A 20,575-nucleotide genomic window follows, 5' to 3' on the forward strand; every position below is an offset into this window, starting at 1 on the left:
GCCAACCTTGGTTGGCACGAACCCACAGCGCCGACCAAGGTCGGCATCTACCAACACCGGTTTCCGGCCAGCGGCCGGCACTACCCCTGCAACAACCGACGCATCGCTCTGGTAGGTGCCAACCTTGGTTGGCACGAAACCCGCGGCGCCGACCAAGGTCGGCATCTACCAACGGCAATTGCCGGCCAGCGGCCGGCGCTACCCCTGCAACAACCGACGTATCGCTCTGGTAGGTGCCAACCTTGGTTGGCACGAACCCACAGCGCCGACCAAGGTCGGCATCTACCAACGGCGATTGCCGGCCAGCGGCCGGCACTACCAGTGATGCTCAGCGCTTGTACTTCGGCACGAACACCTTGTTCACCGCGTCGGCCAGCTGGTCCGGCGGCAACAGGCCCTGGTCGAGCAGGAAATTGTTGAACGCCAGGCGGTCGAACTTCGCGCCCAGTGCCAGCTCGGTCTGCATGCGCAGTTCCAGGATGCGGGTGTAGCCGTAGAAGTAGCTGCCGGCCTGGCCTGGCATGCGCACCATGTAGCGGTCCAGTTCCTGGGTGGCCATCGCCTTGGACAGGCCGACCTGCTCGATCAGCACGCGCTCGCCGTTGGCACGATCGGTCAGGCCAAGGTTGAGCATCGGGTCCAGCATCGCGCGCGCAGCCCGCAGCAGGCGGAACTGCAGGGCGATCATCTGCCCGTCCAGCGGCTCGTACGGCACCATCTCGGCTTCGGCATACAGCGCCCAGCCTTCCACGTTCACCGAATTGAACGCGAACATCGTGCGTGCCAGCGAGACGCCGCGCTCGACCATGGCGGTGAACTGCAGCTCGTGGCCGGGGCGGCCTTCATGCGCGCTCAGCGTCCACGCCGCCGCACCGAAATTGAAGTCGTCGTACTGCGCGCCCGGGCCCGCCGCCGGGTTGCCCAGCGGCAGCACGAAGGTGCCCTGCTGCCCGGTATTGTTGACCAGCGGCGCCGGCAGGAAGTGCGGCGCCGGGCTTGCGGCGCTCTCGGCGGCCGAACCCAGTCGCATCTGCATGGCACGCTTGGGCACGTCGACGATGGCGTGCTCGCGGATCAGCGGATCGATCGCGTCGATCACCTTACGGTAGTGGCCTTCCAGATGATCGTCGGCGATCTTGTCAGCCTTCAGCGCGCGGATCACCGCCACCGGGTCGCTCGGGTCGGCCACCTTCAGGCCCTTGTCCTTCGCCACCAGCGGCGCCAGCTGCTGCATCGCCGATCGGGTTTCCATGAACTCCAGCTGCGCGCGCTGCATCAACAGCTTCGGGTCGATGTCGATGCCGACCTGCTTGAGCTGGTACGCGTACAACGGTGCCGGCAGGCGTGCGTCGGTGCGAGCCTTCGGCAGCACGGTGGTGCGCGTCCAGCTGGCGTAGTCCTTCATCTGCCCGGCCAGCGCCTTCATTGCTTCATCGGCACCGGCGATCTGGTACTTCTTCAGCAGCGACTCGATGCCGGTGATGTAGGTCTCGACGTTGTCCAGCGACTGCTGCACTTCGATCTTCGTCGGCTGCAGCAGGCTGCTGTCCTTCAAGCGCTCTTCATAGCGCTGGCGCGCCAGCGTGGTGAACGCGGTGCCGCCGGGCTGCAGGCCGGCATAGGCCTTGAGGCGGTCGATCGCCTTGGCCCGGCGCTCGGCCGGCACCTGGTCGGACAGCAGCAGGTTGAGGCCGCTGAACACCGTCTGCGGCGCATCGCTCCACGGCAACAGGTACTTCTCGTTGAGCTCGCTGCCTTCGATGTTCTGGCTGGCGGCGTGGATCATGATCTCCAGGTCCTGGCGGACATTGGGATCCTGCTCGGTGGCCAGCTTCGCCTTCAGTTCGTCGCGGGCCTTGGCCATCGCGGCGCGGTAGCGCTTGCCGTTGTCCGGGCCGAGGTCGGCCACCTTGTCGTCGTAGCCGGGAACGCCGAAGAAGCCGGTTTCCTCCGGCTGGAACGGACCCTGTGCATCAAGCAGGATCTGCGCCAGTGCATTGCTGCGGGCGACCCAGGCAGGGCTGGCGGGAGTCGCGGCCTTGGCAGCCGGCGCGGCCAGGGCCGGCGGTGCGGACAGCAACGGGGCGGCAGTCAGGGCCAGGGCAACAGCGAGCGCAATCGGCTTCATGGGACACTCCAGCAAAGGGTTGCCCGCAACTTACGCGCTCACGGCGATGGCGACAATCGGCTGGAGGTCACGGCGCGGCTGATGGATAGAGTCGACTGTCAGTCGACTATCGCGCGCAGCGCGGGGTTTTCAGGCGTCTTGTGGAGAGCAGTCGACTCTACATGGCCGCCCTTACCCGGCCGCGCGACCTGCGGTCACAGCGCGGCGGTCAACGGGCAGTCGCCACGCTCACGGCAGGCCTGCAGCTCGCACTCCCCCGCAGCCTCGTCGTCATCCAGTGCAGTCAGGTCGAAGGTCTGCTTGTCTTCGGCCAGTACATACATCACCGGGTAATCCCAGACTTCATCGCGACGGCTGCCCTGCACGAACAGCCGGCCGTGCGCATGCGGTCCTTCCAGCGCAACGGTCAGGCCGACGTCGCGCTGGCCGTTCATCGCGGTCTGCATGCTGCCCAGCGGCATCGATTCGATATGCAGCGGCTCGCCAAAGGCTTCCACCAGTTCGATGCTGCAGCCCGCGCGGCGCAACGCTTCGCGCATCGGTGGGCTCTCGCGTGCCGCCTCGCTCCAGCGCAGCACGCTCCAGGTCACCACGCCACCGGCGCCGCCCAGCACCAGCACCACCGTCAACGGCATCGCCCAGCGCCAATGACGGCACCACCAACCGGTGGAGGCCTGTCCAGGGGTGGGAATCGGTGGTGGCAGGGTCATGGCAGGCTCCTTCCCGGCGGGTGATCAGGGTTTCAGGCAGCGTCCCAGGAAGGCTTCGGCCACGCGGTAGCGATGCAGGGCATCGGCGCCGGACAGGCCATGCTTGGCACCCGGGTAGGTCATCAGCTCGAACGGCTGTGCACGCTTCTGCAACGCGCTCATCAGGCTGGTGGAATTGGTGAACAAGACGTTGTCGTCGGCCATGCCGTGGATCAGCAGCAGCGGCGAGCGCAGGCCGTCGATATGGGTCAGCACGCGCGCTTCGCGGTAACCCGCTTCGTTGCGCGCCGGCAGATCCATGTAGCGTTCGGTGTAGTGGCTGTCGTACAGGCCCCAATCGGTCACCGGCGCACCGGCCACGCCACAGGCGTACTGGTTCGAGGCCTTGGCCAGCAGCATCAGGGTCATGTAGCCACCGTTGGACCAGCCCTGCACGCCGATGCGCGCCGGGTCCACCCACGATTGCTGCTTCAGCCAGGTCACACCACGCAGCTGGTCGGTCACTTCCACCGTGCCCTGCTTGCCATACAACGCGCCACCGAAGTCACGGCCACGGCGCGGGGTGCCGCGGTTGTCCAGCGAGAACACCACGTAGCCCTGCTGGGCCAGGTACTGATTGAACAGGTGGTCGCCACGACCGGGCCAGCTGTCGGTGACGGTCTGGCTGGCCGGGCCACCGTAGACGTACACCGCCACCGGGTAACGCTTGGACGGATCGAAGCCGGCCGGCTTGATCAGGCTGTAGTTGAGCGGGGTCTTGCCGTCGGCCGCGGTCAGCGTGCCGAACTCGATCGGGCGCTGTGCATCGCGGTAACGCGCATACGGATGCTTCGGGTCCGCCAGATCGTTCTCGAGCAGGGTGGCGATCTTCTCGCCATTGGCGCGGAACAGTTCGATCTGCGGCGGCGTGGTGCTGTTGGACCAGCTGTCGACATAGACGCTGGCATTGCGGGCGAAGCTGGCGCTGTGCATGCCCGGTGCCTTCGACAGGCGCTGCGGCTCACCGCCCTGCAGCGACACCGCGTAGATCTGGCTTTCGCGCGAGGTCTCGATGCCGGCGCGGAAGTAGGCCTTGCCAGCCTTCTCATCGACCGCCAGCAGTTCGTCCACCGGCCAGTTGCCGTGGGTCAACGCGGTGGCCTTGCCCTTGCTGTCGATACGGTACAGATGCTGGAAACCGGTGCGCTCGGACGACCACAGCACGCTGCCGTCATCGAGGAAACGCAGGCTGTTGTGCAGCGGCACCCAGGTCGGGCTGGTCTCGTGGGCGAGCACGCGCTGGCGGTTGGAATCGAGCGCCACTTCCACCAGGTCCAGCTGCTTCTGGTCGCGCGACTGGCGCTGGAAGCTCAGGTGCTGCGCATCGCGCCAATCGACGCGGGCCAGATAGATGTCCTGTTCCTTGCCGAGGTCGACCCAGCGCGGCTGCGCATCGGCGGCCGGTGCGATCACGCCCAGCTGCACGCGCACGTTGGCGTCGCCCGCGGCCGGGTAACGCTGCTCGATCACGTCGGTGCGGTCGGCGTAGACCTCGTAGCGCTTCTGCACCGGCACCGGTGCTTCATCGATGCGCGCGAAGGCGATGGCCGAATCATCCGGCGCCCACCAGTAGCCGGTGTGGCGGTCCATTTCCTCGTCGGCGACGAACTCGGCCACGCCGTTGCCGATGGTGGTGCTGCCGTCGCGGGTGAGCTGCAGCTGCTTGCCGCTGGCCAGGTCGATCACCCACAGGTTGCGGCCGCGGATGAAGCTGACGAAACCGCCCTTGGGCGACAGCTTGGCGTCGGTGGCGAATCCTTCACCGTGGGTCAGCTGGCGCACTGCGGCCTGGCCCTGCTGCTTGAGGTCGTACAGGTACAGCTCACCGCCCAACGGGAACAGCAGGCGCTGCGCGTCCGGCGACCACTGGTAATCGACGATACCGGTCATCGCGGCGATGCGCTGGCGCTCGCGGCGGGCCTTTTCCTCATCGCTGAGGGTCTCGGTGCCGGGCAGCACCACCTTGGAATCCACCAGCAGGCGGGTCTGGCCGCTGCCGATGTCATAGGTCCACAGGTCCAGCTGGTTGCGGTCGCTGTCCTTGCCGCGCAGGAAGCTGACCTGCGAACCATCGGGGGCGACCTTCGGCTTCATCAGGGTCGGGCCGGAAAGCGGCAGCGGGCCGGTGATGGCTTCCAGGGTCAGCTTTTCAGCGTGGGCGGCGGTACTGGTGGCGAGCATGAGGGCGAGCGAAGCGAACAGGTGGCGCATGGAGGATCCCGGCAAACGGCAGGTCCGCCACCGCGATGGACGCGGGGCGGTCAGCCTCCATCCTAACCAAGCCGGTGCGGGAAGGCAGCATGACCTTCTGCCCATGAGGCGTGCCGACCAACGGTCGGCACCCACCGTTCCGGGTCAACGCTGGCCGAACAGGTGCTTGCGCTCTTCGTCGCTGAGCGGCTTGCCGGCGTTGGGGTTCACCTGCTGGCGCAGGGCATAGGCGCGCTGGGTGGCCGGGCGTGCAGCAATCGCTTCGTGCCAGCGCTTGAGGTTCGGGAACGCGGCGAAATCCACCGGCAGCTTGTCGTAGGCACCGATCCACGGGTAGCTGGCCATGTCGGCAATGGTGTACGCGTCGCCAGCCAGGAAGGCGTGCTGGGCCAGTCGCTTGTCCATCACCCCGTGCAGGCGGCGCACTTCGTTGTCGTAGCGCTCGATCGCGTAGGGGATCTTTTCCGGCGCATACACGTTGAAGTGGCCCATCTGGCCGCTCATCGGGCCCAGGCCGGCCATCTGCCAGAACAGCCACTCCAGAGTGGTGACGCGGCCGCGCGGGTCGCTGGGCAGGAACTGGCCGGTCTTCTCGGCCAGGTACAGCAGGATCGCACCGGACTCGAACACGCTCTGCGGGGCGCCGCCATCGGCCGGGGCGTGGTCGACAATCGCAGGCATCTTGTTGTTCGGCGAAATGGCGAGGAATTCCGGCTTGAACTGGTCGCCCGAGCCGATGTTGACCGGATGGATGCGGTACTCCAGGCCGGCTTCTTCCAGCAGCAGGGTCACTTTGTGGCCGTTCGGGGTGGGCCAGTAATACAGGTCGATCATGGCGGCGGCTCGGGGTGCGGAAAGGAACCTGAAGTCTAGTGCGAGAGTTGGGTTGGCACCGTCACGACGGGCCGGTAACCTCGCGGCTCCCCCGAAACGCACTGTCCTGCATGAGCCACAGTCCTCGCCCCCTGTCCCCGTTGTCCTCGCTGATCTTCGCCTCGCGCTGGCTGCAGCTGCCGCTGTACCTGGGCCTGATCCTTGCCCAGTGCGTCTACGTGTTCCTGTTCGGCAAGGAACTGTGGCACCTGCTGTCCCACTCGGTCTCGATGGGCGAACAGCAGATCATGCTGATCGTGCTGGGCCTGATCGACGTGGTGATGATCTCCAACCTGCTGGTGATGGTGATCGTCGGTGGCTACGAGACCTTCGTCTCGCGCCTGCGCCTGGAAGGCCACCCGGACCAGCCGGAATGGCTGAGCCACGTCAACGCCAGCGTGCTGAAGGTGAAGCTGGCAATGGCGATCATCGGCATCTCCTCGATCCACCTGCTGAAGACCTTCATCGCCACCAGCGCGCTGAAGGGACTGCCGCTGTGCAAGCCGGAACAATGGGCAGCAGCAGTGTCGTCGGCTTCGACCAGCTTCTACAACGCTGGTGTCGATACCTGCACGACCATGACCCAGGAAGGCGTGCTGTGGCAGACCATCATCCACTGCGTGTTCATCCTGTCGGCGATCGGTATTGCCTGGACCGACAAGCTGATGTCCAACAGCCACAGCAAGGCGCACGACCACTGATGCGGCAACCGGCAGCGGTCCTTCGCCGCTGCCCCATCCCGGCCCCTGCCCCTTGTACGCGGCGGTGGCCGGGATGCTAGATTGCACCCTCGCCGTTGCCGGCGGTGGCGTCGGGAAACGTCATCGTTCCGCGCCCGGACCACAGGTCCCGGCCATGCGTATCAATGATTTACGTCACGTCGTCTTCTAGAGGGGAGCAGGATGTCGCACGTCTCAACGATCACCGCCGCGCGCCGGTGGCTGCCGGTTGCTTTGGCACTGGCGCTGGCCGCCTGCTCGGGAAAGGAAGAATCTGCAGCACCGGCCCCGGCCGCCGCACCCGCCACCGCTGCACCGGCCGCACCGGTGGTCGCCGCCAAGGTGCAGTCCATGGGCACCGAACAGCTGCGTGAATCGGCCAGCCAGGCACTGCGCGAGAACCGCATGTACGCGCCGGCCGGCGACAACGCCATCGAGTACTACCTCGCCCTGCGCGACAAGACACCGGACGACGCGTCGGTGAAGAGCGCGCTGACCGACCTGCTGCCCTACACCCTGATCGCCGCCGAGCAGCACCTGGGCCGCGAGGACTACACCGAGGCGCAGCGCCTGGTGGCACTGATCGAGAAGGTGGACGCCTCCGCTCCCGCCCTGCCGCGCCTGAAGGAAGGCCTGGCCAAGGGCGTGGAAAATGCGGCCAAGCGCACCGAGACCGAAGCCGAGAAGGCCAAGAAGGACGCCGAAGACCGGACCAAGCAGCAGGCCGAACAGCAGCGCCTGACCGAGCAGCGCGCCAAGGAAGCCGATGCGGCCAAGCAGATTGCCGCGCAGCAGGATGCCGCACGCCGCGACAACGAGCGCCAGGAGGCGGAGCGCCAGGCCGCGGCCCGTCGCGATGCCGAACAGAAACAGCAGCAGGCCGCCGCCCAACAGGCCAGCGCCGCACGCCAGGCAGCCGCCGCGGCAGCTCCCACCCTCCGCCCGGTCAGCACGCCGGCGCCGCGCTATCCGGCCGAGGCACTGCGTTCGGGAACGTCGGGCGAAGTGCTGGTGGAGATCACCGTCGGTACCGACGGCTCAGTGGTCAGCGCCCGCGTGCTGCGCGCGACGTCGGGACGGACCTTCGACCGCGAAGCCCTGAACGCGGTCAAGCGCTGGCGCTTCGAGCCGGTCAACGCGCCGGTCACCACCCGCCGCACCCTGGTGTTCGCACCGGGCGGCTGACCGCAAAAAAGGGGACGGAGGGGATTAAGTCGTTTCTGCCACCTCCATGACGCCAAGGCCCGGTCCGTCCGGGCCTTGTCCGTTTCAGGCAGCGCCATCAATCAGGCGCTGCAACGCCGGATCGCGCGCAGCCAGCACCTGGAACAGGCCCAGCGCGTGCAGGCCCGGCAGCAACGCACGCAGGTCAGATTCGGCTGTGGCGCGGGTGGCATCATCGCTGGCGGGATCCTGCCAGTCGCGGACGCTGGCCAGGAAAGCACCCACGCTGCCCTTGCGCACGGTGAGGCCATTTACCTGCACCTCGTTCTGATGGTCCGGAAGAATGTCCTGTGGCTGCATGGGGAAGCGCTCCGTTGAAGTGGGCTCCAGTGTCGGAGCCCGGACGCGACGTTTCTGCCGTATAACTGCCAATTGATATGGCAGATCAGACAACCACCGCATTGATTGACCCGGCGCTGGCCAATGCCGCCGACGGGCCTGCATTGCTGGGGGCGCAGCTGCGCCTGCCGGGTCCGCGCCGCACGGCACGCCACCAGCACGCCCGCGGGCAGCTGCTGGGTGCACATCAGGGCCTGCTGCGGATCGAGGTCGGCGACCTGCACTGGCTGCTGCCGGCGGGTCATGTCGCCTGGATACCACCTTCGCTGCCCCACGCACTGGCCAGTACCAGTGCGTTCGACGGCTGGAGCCTGTACTTCAGCGCGCAGGCCTGCACCGACCTGCCTGCAGCCCCTCGCATCTTCCAGCCGGGGCCGCTGCTGCAGGCCGCGGTGATTCGGGCGCTGCAGTGGCCGCATGTTCCACTGGATGCCACACAGGCACGACTGGCCGGTGTGATCGCCGATGAGATTGCCGCCAGCAAGCCTCTGCCGCTTGCCCTGCCACAACCGCGCGACCGTCGCCTGCGACGGATCGCTGCCGCACTTGCACGTTCACCAGACGATCTTCGCAGCGTCGAGGACTGGGCGGCCGCGATTGGACTGTCCAGCCGCAGCCTGGCGCGCCATTGGCTGGCCGAGACCCACATGACGCTGAGCCAATGGCGGCAACGCCTGCGGGTGCTGCTGGCACTACCACGCCTGCTGGCGGGAGAGCCGGTGATCAGCGTCGCGCTGTCGATGGGCTACGACACACCCAGTGCCTTCATCGCCGTGTTCAAGCGCGAGATGAGGGTGACGCCTGCGCGGTATGCCGGCGGATGACGCATTCAACGCTCCCGCTGTCTACCCTCGCGACCTAAGCTACTTTCCAAACTCAGGAGGAGAACCGATGAAGTACGACGACGCCAGCTGGCATTCCGGGGGTGACTTCCCTTCGGATCTTCCGGCTGAGGCCGGTGCCACTCACATCGGCATGTACCTGGCATGGCTGCTGTTACAGGGCATGGCAAGCGAAGAGCTCGCCGAGGACGCAGAAGAAGACCTGCAGGCGCTGCGGGAACGTAGTACGACGCCAGGCCTGCTCCTGCTTCAATGCAGCGACGGCAAATTCGTCGATGACCTGATCAGTGATGAAGCCAACGCGTTCACTGCTGCGTACTACGACCTCGAAAATGGCCAGTATCTCGAAGACTATGAGGAACAGCTGGGGGCCGAGGTCCCGTCGCTGTACCACGTCGCCGATACCTGGGAAAACTTTGATCGATTGGCACCGGTGATCGCCCAACGCTTCGCCGCTTGGCAGGCGACGCAATCCTGAAAACAACGAGGCCCGGAATGACCGGGCCTCGTTTCAAATCCGCCGGGCATGGCCCGGCGCTACCAGTGGCGGTCAGCCGGAGATCGCCAGACGCTCGTTGTGGTAACGGCGCACGGCGGCGAACCACAGCAGTGCGGCCAGGCCGAGGCTGGCACCGAGATAGATGGCCCAGACCGACGGCGTGATGGTCTCGTGGCGGATCACCTTCAACAGCATCTGGTTCTGCGACAGGAACGGCACAGCGTACTGCCACAGCTCGCTCTTCAGCGGATAGGCCACCAATGCGTAGCCGGGCATCATCGGCAGCAGCATCAGCCAGGTCATGTGGCTCTGCGCTTCCTTCATGCTCTTGGCCGCGGCCGACAGGAAGGTCAGCAGCGAGGTGCCGATCATCAGCATCGGCAACATCACCAGCAGCATCTGCAGCATCGAACCGACGTTCATGTTGAACTGGCGGCCGATGTTGCCGGGCGCGATCTGTGCGCTCACCTTGAACGCCACCAGGGTCAGCAGCAGCGATACGAACCCGACCACGCAGGCGGCGGCGATCTTGCCGCTGACGATCGCGCTGCGCGAGCCGGGCGTGGCCAGCAGCGGCTCCAGTGACTGCCGCTCGCGCTCGCCGGCGGTAGCGTCCATCACCAGGTAGGCACCGCCAATGAACGAGGTCAGCGTGAGCAGCACCGGCAGCAGCATCGACAGGATCATGCCGCGCTTGGCCTCGGCACTGGCCAGGTCCTGGCGTGCCACATCCAGCGGCCGCGCCACCTGTGCGTCGATGCCGCGCGCCATCAATCGCAGTGCCCCCACCTGGCCGTTGTAGGTGGCCAGTGCCGCCTCCAGACGTGCGCTGGGCACTTCGGCGGCACGACGGGTACTGTCCTTGATCACCTCCACCAGCGCCGGCTTGCCATCGGCCCAGTCCTTGCCGAAGTCATCGCTGATGCGCAGCGCCACGTCGATCTCCTGGCTACGGATGGCCTCGGCCAGGTCCTTCGGTGCCGGTGCGGTGTTCAGCCCCTGCGCGGCGAGGAAACGCACCAGATTGGGGGCGTTGTCCGCACCGATGGTGGGAATCTGCAGCGGTTGCTCGATCTGGGTGCGTACCCGGCTCTCGGCCAGCTTGCCCATGCCCAGCAACAGCACCGGGTACAGCAGCGGCCCGAACAGCAGGGTCAGCAGCAGCGTGCGGCGATCACGGGAAAGGTCGCGCAGTTCCTTGCGCATCACCGTCATCAGGGTCGACATCATGCTCATGCGTGCAGGCCCTCTTCGCTGCCGATCAGTTTCACGAACGCGTCTTCCAGGTTGGATTCGCCGGCCTGCGCACGCAGTTCATCGGCGCTGCCGGCAGCCATCACCGTGCCCTTGGCGATGATCACGATGTGGTCACACAATGCGCCCACCTCCTGCATGATGTGGCTGGACAGGATCACGCAGCGGCCCTCTTCGCGCAGGCCAAGCAGGAAGCGGCGCAGTGCGCGCGTGGTCATCACGTCCAGGCCGTTGGTCGGCTCATCCAGAATGACGTTGCGCGGGTCGTGTACCAGCGCGCGGGCGATCGCGGTCTTGGTGCGCTGGCCCTGCGAGAAGCCATCGGTCTGGCGGTCGAGGATGTCACCCATGTCCAGGGCATGCGACAGCACTTCGATGCGTTCGCGGATGCGCTCGGCCGACAGGCCATGCAGCTCGCCGAAGTAGGCGATGTTCTCGCGCGCGGTCAGGCGCTTGTAGACGCCACGCGCATCGGGCAGCACGCCAAGGTGGCGGCGTACTTCCACCGGATTGCGTGCGGCATCGACACCATCGACGCTGATGCTGCCCTGGTCCGGGGTCATCAGCGTGTACAGCATGCGCATGGTGGTGGTCTTGCCGGCACCATTGGGGCCCAGCAGGCCAGTGATGCGGCCGTCCTCGGCGCGGAAGCCGACGTTGGAGACCGCCTGGATGCGGCCGGTGCGGGTGTCGAAAGCCTTGTGCAGGTTGTCGGCGACGATCATGGTTCCCATCCGTTGAACGAGGTGAACGCCGGCACGTAGCTCAGCGTGTCCAGGCAGCCGGCATCCAGCGCCTTGGCATCGGTCTTGTCGATGAACTGGCCGAGCAGGCGCGGCATGCAGCCGGCACTCAGCGTGCCGTGGCCCTGGCCGCGGGCGACCAGCGCGCGGCCATTCGGCAGGCCCTTGAGGACCTGTTCGGCATAGCGTGGTGGCGTCACCGGGTCGAGTTCACCGGACAGCAGCAGCGCCGGTACGTCGCTGCGCAGCGGCACGGCATTGGCCGCTGGCGCCGGCTGGTGCGGCCATACCGGGCAGGCCGCGAAGAAGGCACTGGCCACGTCGTTGCCGAACAGTCGCTCCGGGTCCTCGGCCGGCGCCTTGTAACGCGGCGCATCCTCGCTGCAGATCACCGACCACTGCATGCCTCGGTTGATCTGGAAATCCATGCTGCGGTTCGCACCGCGTGCCAGCGACGCCAGCGGTGCATAGCGGCCATGCGCGGCTTCATCGAGCACCAGCGGCAGCAGCGAGGAATACTGCGGCACATAGGAGAAGGCGAACGCCAGGCCGATCACGCTGTCCGGACTCAGCACATCCTGCCGGGTCTGGTTGGTGCCGGGGTCGCGATACTCCACCGAGACCGGCGCACGGCGCAGGGTCTCGACCACGCTGCGCAGCTGCGCGCGGGTGTCGGTCGGGAAGCGTTTGCTGCAGGCGGCATCCTTGCGGCACTGCGCCGACTGCAGGGCGATCGCATCCTCGAACGTCGTGGCGAAGTCGCCGCCCACCACCAGTTCATTGGGCACTACGCCATCGATGACGATGCTGCGGGTGTGCTGCGGATAGGCACCGGCATAGCGCTGGGCCACGCGGGTACCATACGAGCCGCCGACCAGGTTGATCCGGTCCACGCCCAAGGCCTGGCGTACCGCATCCAGGTCGGCGATGGCTTCGGTGGTCGTGTAGAAGCGGGCATCGGCACGCCCCTGCAGCGAGGCCGCGCAGCGCTGCGCGTAGTCGCGCAGCGACGCCTCGGTGGGAGCGGCGTCCTCGTCCATCTGCAGGTCCTTGCCGTCCGCGCCGAGGCAGCTGAGCGGGTTGGAGCCGCCGGTACCCCGCTGGTCGACAAGGAAGATGTCGCGCTGCTTGCGCACCTGGCGCAGCGCGGTATCGACGATGACCGCCACTTCGCTGGCCGCCTGGCCGGGGCCACCGGCCAGGAAGAACACCGGGTCGGGCTGGCTGGAGCCGCTGCTGCCCGATTCCAGCCAGGCGATGCGCAGGCCAATGCGTCGGCCATCGGGCTGGGCCCGGTCTTCCGGCACCTGCAGGGTGGCGCACTGCGCTTCCACGTTGGCGCTGGCGCCTTCGGTGGACAACGTGCAGGGCTGGAAGTCGATCGTGCCGAAACGGCGGCTGGGTGCATCGCTGGCGCTTTCGGCGCCGGGTGATGGTGACTGGCTGCAACCGGCAAGCATCAGGCTGGCCAACGCTGCGGCCAACGCGAGGTGGTGTCTTTGCATCGTGCTCGTTTCCCCTGGAGGACGTTCCTGGCAACCACGACGGGCTGCCGCGGAAGATGTGACTCAACTTACACGGGCACGGCGTCGTCGGCGATGGGCAGACGCGAAATCTCCGCGGGCGTGGCGCAGGCCAGGCGGTCGCGGCCTGCGGCCTTGGCCCGGTACAGCGCCGCATCCGCCGCTGCCAGCAGCGTGGACAGGTCGCCATGGCCGTCGTCCATGGCCAGGCCGATGCTGGCGGTGACCGTCACCGGCCCGGTGCCCAGCCGCGCCGGCTTCTGCTGCAGAGCGGTACGGATCGCGGCGGCCCACGCCATCGCTTCACCCTGTGTGCTGCCGGCCAGCACCAGCACGAACTCCTCGCCACCGTAGCGGCCCAGCAGCGTGTCGTGGCCCTGCAAACCGTGCTGCAGCAGCGCAGCGAAGTGACGCAGTACCTGGTCACCGGCCAGGTGGCCCCAGCGGTCGTTGATCTGCTTGAAGTGATCGACGTCGACCAGCAACAGGGCCAGCGGCCGGCCCTGCCGACGCAGCCGCTGCAACTGCGCCTGGCCATCGGCCAGCACCGCGCTGCGGTTGAGCAGCCCGGTCAGGCCATCGGTGCGTGCCGCACGCCGCAGATCGACCAGCATGCGCTCGACCAGCAGCAGCACCATCGCGAAACATCGCGCCAGCTCCAGCATCACCCCGGCAATGTAGGTGACGAACATCGGCGTGCCGGTGCGCATGATGTCCTCACCGACATCGGGCGCCACCGGCAGGAACAGGCGCACCGCGTACAGTGCCGCCTCGGCCAGGAACACCGCCGCCGCCAGACGGCAGCTGGTGCGCTGCTGCACGGGGGCATGCCGCAGCAGCAGCCATGCGATCCAGCCATCGACGATCAGCGCGAACACACTGAACACCTGCAGGCGCAGGTGCAGGTTCGGCCAGAGCACCAGGAAGGCGAAGATGCCTGCCATGAACGCGGCCGCGATCAGCAGCGGCCGCCACAACGGCAACGGCTGCTCCAGGTGCAGTGCCACGCCGCGCAGCATCATCAGGCCACAGCCGGCCATCGCCGCATTGCCGGCCAGCACGGCCAGGGCCAGCGGCAGGTACGGCCGCAAGGCCAGCAGGGTCACGCCCACGGTCAGCAGCCACAGGCTGATGGTCCACTGGCGCAGCACCGGTTGCCCGCGCAGCACGACCAGCAGCAACGAGAACCCCACCGCAATGCCGATGCAGAGCAGGAAGCCAAGCACGGTGATGGTGGGGAAATCCAGGGACATGCGGCGCTCATCGACCGGGGCGGCGCGCGCATCTTAGCGCCTTGTGGTGCAGTCCCCATGGCGTTGTCCGGTCCGGGGGTGATGCGGGGTCGGAAAACGGCGAGCAGGACCGGCGACGCATGCGCAGACTCCGCAGGAAATCCAAGGAGACCTCCATGCACACCTGGTACCTCGGTGGCCTCGACCACCGCCCCTTCCAGCACCTGTTCGAGAAGAGCGACACCGCGCTGGCCGCGCTCGGCATCCAGCGTCGCTGGGCCGGCGAAACAGGAGGACATCCCTGCCGGATCAGCCTGAGCGATCCACCCTGTGGCAGCGAGCTGCTGCTGTTGTCCCATGTGCACCTGCCGCTGCACTCGCCCTATCACGCCTCGGGCCCGATCTTCGTGCAGCGTGGCGTAACGCGCTGCGTGCTGCCGCCGGGTGAGGTACCCGCCTATGTACAGCGCCGTACGATCTCGTTGCGCGCCTATGACCAGGCTGCATTGATGCTGGCCGCAGAGATCAGCGCGGGCACTGATGTTGCCGCCCGGCTGGACGCGCTGTTTGCCGACCCTGCCGTGGCCTTCGTGCAGCTGCACAACGCGGCCCACGGTTGCTTCTCATGCCAGGCGGATCGAGTGGGTATGGCGCCGACGTAGCAGGATCTCCACGACGTGATCGATGCCACGCCGAACACGTGATCACCAGCGCATCCGTTCAGTCCCGCGTGAAGCCTGCGGGAAGGGCTTCACACCCACAGTCACGGATCGGCGCTTCCGTGGTTCCTCAGCCTGCATCGCGACTCGATACTCGCCGTGGTGCCGCCGAAAGTCCGCCGTGCAGCGCAGCTCCTGCGGTCACCGTTCTCTTTCGACGACCACAAGGAAGCGCCATGTCATTCCGATCCACACCGCTGTTGCTGGCCACCTCGTTCGCCGCTGCGGGCCTCTGCCTGGCAGGCAGCGCGTTGGCCCACGGCACCATGACCACGCCGATCAGCCGCGTCTATGCCTGTTTCCAGGGCAACCCGGAGAATCCGACCAACCCCGCGTGCGCCGCCGCCAAGGCCGTCGGTGGTTCGCAGGCGTTCTACGACTGGAACGGCATCAATCAGGCCAACGCCAACGGCAACCACCAGGCCGTAGTGCCCGACGGCAAGCTGTGCAGCGGCAACAACCCGACCTTCCGCGGGCTGGATGTGAACCGCAGCGACTGGCAGACCACTCCGATCCAGGCAGACGCCAACGGCAAGTTCACCTTCGTATTCAAGGCAACTGCACCACATGCCACGCGCGACTGGCGCTTCTTCGTCACCCGCGACGGCTGGCAGCCGGGCAGCCCGCTGCGCTGGGCCGACCTGCAGGAGTTCTGCACGCTGGGCAACACGCCGCTCTCTGCCGACGGCACCTACAAGCTGCAGTGCACGTTGCCGCAGCGCAGCGGCCAGCATGTGATCTACAACACCTGGCAGCGCTCGGATTCAACCGAGGCGTTCTACACCTGCATGGACGTGCGCTTTGAAGGAAGCGGCGGCAGCACCCCGCCGGCAGCGCAGTGGCAGGATGCCGGCCCGGTCACCGCACGCGGCGAGCTGCCGGTCGGCACCACCCTGGCGCTGCGCGTGTTCAATGCCAACGGCAATGATGTCGAACGCGTGGAAGCGATCCTGGCCAGCGGCCAGACCGCGGCCGCGCAGTGGCCGTTGGCGCTGGCCCGCAAGGTCAATACCAGCGCCCAGCACGCACGCGTGGGCGTGCTCAGCAATGGCGTGATCACACCGACGGCCTCGGCCACCGCCAACCGCGTGTACCTGAAGGATGGCAACCGCTTCCAGCTCGATACCCAGGTGCCCGACCCCGGCACGCCATCACCGGGCGGTGATTTCGACCACGTGTATCCCGCCGGTATCGGCAGCTACGTGCCGGGCCAGACCGTGGTGAAGGGCAGCGACGGCAAGCTGTACGCCTGCCGCCCGTTCCCGGAAGGTGCATGGTGCAACGTCAATGCTGAGGCATATCGGCCTGGTGCGGGTGCCGCCTGGCGCGATGCGTGGGTGCCGTACTGAGATGTCATTCGGGGAACGGCGGAAGAACGCCGTTCCCCGAACAATGTGAGCTTTATCTCAGCAAAGTAAACGCACCTTCCCCTTTTCAAACTATTCCTATAGCGACCAGGGGAACGCGTGTCGAAACTCCGCGGGGTTCCATCACCCACAGGAGATTCTCCATGCATTTGTCCCAGCGGGCCGTCCTCGCGCTATCCGTTGTCGCAGGCGTAGCCATATCTGGCTGCGCTTTCGCACACGGCACTCTGTCCAAGCCATCCAGCCGCGTCTATTCCTGTTACCAGGGCAACCCGGAGAACCCGACCAACCCGGCCTGTGCCGCCGCCAAGGCCATCGGTGGCGCACAGCCGTTCTATGACTGGGCCGGCGTCAACCAGGCCAATGCCAACGGCAACCATCAAGCGGTCGTTCCAGATGGTGAGCTGTGCAGCGGCGGCAACAGCAAGTACCGCGGCCTCGATCTGAACCGCAGTGACTGGCCGACCTCGCCGATCCGCGCCGATTCGCGCGGGCGTTACACCTTCGAGTTCAAGGCACCGGCGCCGCATGCCACACGCGAGTGGAAGTTCTACGTCACCCGCGACGGTTGGCAGCCAGGCAGCCCGCTGCGCTGGGCGGACCTGCAGGAGTTCTGCACGCTGGGCAACGTGCCGCTTTCCGGCGACGTCTACAAGCTGGACTGCCCGCTGCCAGAGCGCAGCGGCCAGCACATCATCTACAACACCTGGCAGCGCTCGGATTCGGGCGAAGCGTTCTACACCTGCGCGGACGTGCGCTTCGAGGGGGGCGGTGGCGTGACCCCGCCGCCGCAGTGGCAGGATGCTGGTCCGGTGACCGCCCGCGGTGCGCTGGACGTTGGCACCACCGTGACCCTGCGCGTGTTCAATGCCCAGGGCAACGACCTGGAACGCCCGGAGATCACCCTGGCAGCCGGACAGACCGCTGCGAACCAGTGGCCGCTGGCGCTGGCCCGAAAGGTCAATGGCAGCGCCCAACAGGCACGCGTGGGCGTGATGAAGGATGGCGTGATCACGCCTGTCGCCTCGGCCACCGAGAACCGTGTCTATCTGAGGCCGGGCAACCTGTTCCAGCTCGATACCCGCTTGCCGGGTCCGGTCGATCCGCCGCCGGGTGACGACTACGACTTCGTGTACCCGGCCGGCCTCGGCAACTACAAGCCGGGCGAGACCGTGGTGAAGGGCACTGACGGCAAGCTGTATGCCTGCCGCCCGTTCCCGGAAGGCGCCTGGTGCAACATCAATGCCGATGCCTATCGTCCGGGCACCGGCTATGCGTGGCGCGACGCCTGGATCGCGTACTGAGGCAGGACACCGGGGGCGGCGTGATGCCGCCCCTGGTTCATGGGCTGCCGGCCAGCGGCCGGCACTACCAGGGTCCACGCGGTTGCCGGCCAGCGGCCGGCACTACGCAGGCTTACTTGCTGCTGACGTACTTCTCGCGGCGGATCTGCGGGTTGCCCAGGCCAGCGGCCTTCAGCAGTTCGGCACAGGCATCGACCATGTCCGGGTTGCCGCACAGGTAGGCGATGTCGGTGGCCGGGTCCGGGGTGAAGCCGGCCAGCGCCTGCTGCACATAGCCGTGCTGCACGTCCGGGTGCGGATCAGCCGGCAGTTCGCGCGACAGGCATGGAACATAGCGGAAGTTCGGGTGTTTTTCGGCGAAGCTGTAGAAATCTTCGCTGTACAGCAGCTCACCCGGGCTGCGCGCGCCCTGCAGCAGCACGATCTGCACGCCGCGCTCGACCATGGCCGTTTCCAGCAGCGGCAGCATCGAGCGGTACGGGGTAACGCCGGTGCCGGTGGCGATCAGCAGGTAGCGGGCATTGTGGTCACCGGGATTCAGGCAGAACCGGCCATAGGGGCCGGACGCACTGATCTGGCCGCCCTGCTCCAGCGCCTCGAACAGGGCCGTGGCGGCGCCGCCGGGTACGAAACTGACCGCGATATCCACCGCCTCGCCCGGGCCCAGCGCGTGGTCGTGGATGGTCGCCAGCGAGTAGCTGCGCTTGGTTTCGGTGCCGTCGGCGTAGCTGAAATGGACCTGGATGAACTGGCCGGGCTGGAAATCCAGCGGCTGTCCATCGTCACGCACGAACTGGTAGTGGCCGACGGTCGGGGCCAGCATGCGGCAGCCGACCAGCTTGAGGGGGAATTGAACAGGCACGACTTTTCGGGACAGTGTGTAGCCGGGGCAAGCCCTCGGGGTCTTCTATAATAGCCCCTCCCCGCCCCTCTCCAGCGCCAGCCCATGGGCGCGAAGGCTTCGAGCTTGGCATCCCAGAACGATACGGCGCCCGCCCTGCGCGTGCGCGACCTGCGCAAGACCTATGACAACGGCACCCAGGCCCTGAAGGGGGTTTCCCTGGAAGTGGCCCCGGGCGACTTCTTCGCCCTGCTCGGCCCCAACGGTGCCGGCAAGTCCACCCTGATCGGCATCATCAGCTCCCTGGTCAACCTCAGCGAGGGCCAGGTGGAAGTGTTCGGCAGCGACCTGGTGCGCAACCGCAGCGCCACCATGCGCCTGATCGGGCTGGTGCCTCAGGAAATCAACTTCAACCTGTTCGAGAAGCCCTTCGACATCCTGGTGAACTACGCCGGCTTCTATGGCGTACCGCGCGAGGAAGCCGAGCAGCGCGCCGAAGAAGAATTGAAGCGCGCGCACCTGTGGGAAAAGGCACAGGTGATGAGCCGCACGCTGTCCGGTGGCATGAAGCGCCGGCTGATGATCGCCCGCGCGATGATGACCCGCCCGCGGCTGCTGATCCTGGACGAACCGACCGCCGGCGTGGACATCGAGATCCGCCGCGACATGTGGCGCGTGCTGAAGGAGATCAACGCCGCCGGCACCACGATCATCCTCACCACGCACTACCTGGAAGAGGCCGAGTACCTGTGCCGCCACCTGGCCATCATCAACCATGGCCAGATCGTCGAGCAGGGGCCGATGCGCACCCTGCTGGCCAAGCTGGACGTGGAAGGCTTCCTGCTGGACATCGACGGTGACTTGCCGGCGCAGCTGCCGGTGATCGAAGGCGCGACGCTGACCGCGCCGGACCCGCACACGCTGGATATCGACATGCCGCGCGCAATGGACCTCAACCGCGTGTTCGCCACGCTCAACGAGTCCGGCATCCGCGTGCGTTCGATGCGTACCAAGAGCAACCGCCTGGAGGAGCTGTTCGTGCGCCTCACCGGCAACCTGGAGAAGCCTGCATGAGCACCACCGAGCTGACCGACGGCCAGCGCAACCGCGTCGCACTGATGACCATCGTGCGCCGCGAAGTCGCCCGCATCATGCGCATCTGGGGCCAGACCCTGGTGCCGCCGGCGATCACCATGACCCTGTACTTCCTGATCTTCGGCAACCTGATCGGGTCGCGCGTGGGGGACATGGGCGGCTACACCTACATGCAGTTCATCGTGCCGGGCCTGGTGATGATGAGCGTGATCCAGAACAGTTACGGCAACATCAGCTCCTCGTTCTTCGGCGCCAAGTTCGGCCGCCACGTGGAAGAGCTGCTGGTCAGCCCGATGCCGAACTGGGTGATCCTGTGGGGCTACGTGGCCGGTGCGGTGCTTCGCGGCCTGATGGTAGGCGTGATCGTGCTGATCATCGCGATGTTCTTCACCCCGGTGCGCATTCCGCACCCGCTGGTGATGCTGACCACGGTGATCCTGGGTGCGACGATCTTCTCGCTGGCCGGTTTCATCAACGCGGTGTACGCGAAGAAGTTCGATGACGTGGCGATCGTGCCGACCTTCATCCTGACCCCGCTGACCTACCTGGGTGGCGTGTTCTATTCGGTGAAGCTGCTGCCGGGCTGGGCCGAGGCCGCCACGCACGCGAATCCGATCTTCTACATGGTCAATGCATTCCGCTATGGCCTGCTGGGCAGCAGCGATGTGCCGCTGCCGGTGGCCTACGGGTTGATGATCGGATTCGTGGTGGTGCTGACGGCGCTGGCGCTGTGGTTGCTGCGCCGTGGCGTGGGCATGCGCAGCTGAGGGGTGCCTGCAGGGCCTGCGGCCCTGCACCCGCCGAATCAACGTCAACGTCAACTTCTACGGCAACGTCAAAAGCTGGCATTCCGTGGGTTGGCGGGGTGGGTCCGGTTGCGGGGGACGCTGCAAGTACGTCCATGTAAGCTCGG

At 66.6% G+C, this 20,575-nt stretch carries 19 protein-coding genes; 9 read left to right on the top strand and 10 right to left on the bottom strand.

Translation table 11 applies throughout. The annotated features are described in order from the left end of the window. Positions 1–328: 328 nt before the first annotated feature. The 4 genes from R1L06_RS19160 to R1L06_RS19175 all read right to left on the bottom strand — a co-directional run bounded on the left by R1L06_RS19160 (position 329) and on the right by R1L06_RS19175 (position 5,922). Positions 329–2,128, bottom strand: a complete 1,800-nt coding sequence (locus R1L06_RS19160) for a DUF885 domain-containing protein (protein ID WP_197615691.1) — start codon at positions 2,126–2,128, stop codon at positions 329–331. 194 nt (positions 2,129–2,322) lie between these two features. Beyond that, entirely contained in the window at positions 2,323–2,838 is a 516-nt protein-coding gene (locus R1L06_RS19165; RefSeq protein ID WP_317218497.1) for a cytochrome c oxidase assembly factor Coa1 family protein, read from the bottom strand. Positions 2,839–2,862: 24 nt separating this feature from the next. Beyond that, on the bottom strand, positions 2,863–5,088 hold the full coding sequence (locus tag R1L06_RS19170; RefSeq protein WP_032129127.1) for a S9 family peptidase: 2,226 nt from the start codon (positions 5,086–5,088) through the stop codon (positions 2,863–2,865). Positions 5,089–5,232: 144 nt separating this feature from the next. Then, positions 5,233–5,922 carry a glutathione binding-like protein gene (locus R1L06_RS19175; protein ID WP_032129128.1) on the bottom strand — a complete coding sequence of 230 codons (690 nt, stop codon included), beginning with the start codon at positions 5,920–5,922 and terminating at the stop codon, positions 5,233–5,235. A 110-nt stretch (positions 5,923–6,032) separates the two neighbouring features. Here R1L06_RS19175 and R1L06_RS19180 point away from each other — a divergent pair, with 110 nt between their 5' ends. Together R1L06_RS19180 and R1L06_RS19185 are read left to right on the top strand one after the other, a co-directional pair. Continuing rightward, positions 6,033–6,662 (top strand): TIGR00645 family protein, encoded by a 630-nt coding sequence (locus R1L06_RS19180; protein ID WP_317218498.1) that lies wholly within the window; start codon positions 6,033–6,035, stop codon positions 6,660–6,662. 201 nt (positions 6,663–6,863) lie between these two features. After that, the gene (locus R1L06_RS19185; protein WP_032129130.1) at positions 6,864–7,865 is read left to right on the top strand and encodes an energy transducer TonB; all 1,002 of its coding nucleotides are present in this window, start codon (positions 6,864–6,866) and stop codon (positions 7,863–7,865) included. A gap of 84 nt (positions 7,866–7,949) precedes the next feature. On the opposite strand, the gene R1L06_RS19190 is transcribed toward R1L06_RS19185, so the two are convergent. After that, positions 7,950–8,204, bottom strand: coding sequence for a hypothetical protein (locus tag R1L06_RS19190; RefSeq protein WP_125895405.1), 255 nt, complete (start codon positions 8,202–8,204; stop codon positions 7,950–7,952). 77 nt (positions 8,205–8,281) lie between these two features. Between R1L06_RS19190 and R1L06_RS19195 the strand changes: the two genes are divergently transcribed. Both R1L06_RS19195 and R1L06_RS19200 read left to right on the top strand, forming a co-directional pair. Next, positions 8,282–9,067: a helix-turn-helix domain-containing protein gene (locus R1L06_RS19195; protein WP_317218499.1), complete on the top strand. Its 786-nt coding sequence runs from the start codon at positions 8,282–8,284 to the stop codon at positions 9,065–9,067. 67 nt (positions 9,068–9,134) lie between these two features. Continuing rightward, positions 9,135–9,563, top strand: a complete 429-nt coding sequence (locus R1L06_RS19200; protein WP_032129133.1) for a DUF7832 domain-containing protein — start codon at positions 9,135–9,137, stop codon at positions 9,561–9,563. A 72-nt stretch (positions 9,564–9,635) separates the two neighbouring features. On the opposite strand, the gene R1L06_RS19205 is transcribed toward R1L06_RS19200, so the two are convergent. The 4 genes from R1L06_RS19205 to R1L06_RS19220 form a co-directional block, all read right to left on the bottom strand. After that, complete coding sequence (locus R1L06_RS19205; RefSeq protein ID WP_049460587.1) at positions 9,636–10,820, bottom strand: ABC transporter permease; 1,185 nt, start codon at positions 10,818–10,820, stop codon at positions 9,636–9,638. Then, positions 10,817–11,563, bottom strand: coding sequence for an ABC transporter ATP-binding protein (locus tag R1L06_RS19210; protein WP_317218500.1), 747 nt, complete (start codon positions 11,561–11,563; stop codon positions 10,817–10,819). Before R1L06_RS19210 ends, R1L06_RS19205 begins: the two co-directional genes overlap by 4 nt. Beyond that, positions 11,560–13,086, bottom strand: a complete 1,527-nt coding sequence (locus tag R1L06_RS19215; protein WP_197615696.1) for an alpha/beta hydrolase — start codon at positions 13,084–13,086, stop codon at positions 11,560–11,562. Before R1L06_RS19215 ends, R1L06_RS19210 begins: the two co-directional genes overlap by 4 nt. Before the next feature lie 68 nt (positions 13,087–13,154). Further along, positions 13,155–14,357, bottom strand: coding sequence for a GGDEF domain-containing protein (locus R1L06_RS19220; protein WP_317218501.1), 1,203 nt, complete (start codon positions 14,355–14,357; stop codon positions 13,155–13,157). A gap of 155 nt (positions 14,358–14,512) precedes the next feature. Between R1L06_RS19220 and R1L06_RS19225 the strand changes: the two genes are divergently transcribed. From R1L06_RS19225 to R1L06_RS19235, 3 genes are all read left to right on the top strand, one after another. Beyond that, on the top strand, positions 14,513–14,998 hold the full coding sequence (locus R1L06_RS19225) for a DUF1203 domain-containing protein (RefSeq protein ID WP_317218502.1): 486 nt from the start codon (positions 14,513–14,515) through the stop codon (positions 14,996–14,998). A gap of 233 nt (positions 14,999–15,231) precedes the next feature. Further along, on the top strand, positions 15,232–16,404 hold the full coding sequence (locus R1L06_RS19230; protein WP_317218503.1) for a lytic polysaccharide monooxygenase: 1,173 nt from the start codon (positions 15,232–15,234) through the stop codon (positions 16,402–16,404). Between the two features lie 161 nt (positions 16,405–16,565). Continuing rightward, positions 16,566–17,726 (top strand): lytic polysaccharide monooxygenase, encoded by a 1,161-nt coding sequence (locus tag R1L06_RS19235; RefSeq protein ID WP_317218504.1) that lies wholly within the window; start codon positions 16,566–16,568, stop codon positions 17,724–17,726. Between the two features lie 112 nt (positions 17,727–17,838). Here R1L06_RS19235 and R1L06_RS19240 read toward each other — a convergent pair whose 3' ends face one another. Further along, the gene (locus R1L06_RS19240) at positions 17,839–18,588 is read right to left on the bottom strand and encodes a ferredoxin--NADP reductase (RefSeq protein WP_317218505.1); all 750 of its coding nucleotides are present in this window, start codon (positions 18,586–18,588) and stop codon (positions 17,839–17,841) included. Positions 18,589–18,672: 84 nt separating this feature from the next. Here R1L06_RS19240 and R1L06_RS19245 point away from each other — a divergent pair, with 84 nt between their 5' ends. Both R1L06_RS19245 and R1L06_RS19250 read left to right on the top strand, forming a co-directional pair. Next, a complete protein-coding gene (locus R1L06_RS19245) occupies positions 18,673–19,641 on the top strand; it encodes an ABC transporter ATP-binding protein (protein WP_049400895.1) in 969 nt (322 codons plus the stop codon). Beyond that, the gene (locus R1L06_RS19250; protein ID WP_010482250.1) at positions 19,638–20,429 is read left to right on the top strand and encodes an ABC transporter permease; all 792 of its coding nucleotides are present in this window, start codon (positions 19,638–19,640) and stop codon (positions 20,427–20,429) included. The genes R1L06_RS19245 and R1L06_RS19250 overlap by 4 nt, the downstream gene beginning before the upstream one ends. Positions 20,430–20,575 lie beyond the last annotated feature (146 nt).

This window comes from Stenotrophomonas mexicanensis (assembly GCF_032911605.1).
In the GTDB taxonomy this organism is placed as follows: Bacteria; Pseudomonadota; Gammaproteobacteria; order Xanthomonadales; family Xanthomonadaceae; genus Stenotrophomonas; species Stenotrophomonas maltophilia_A.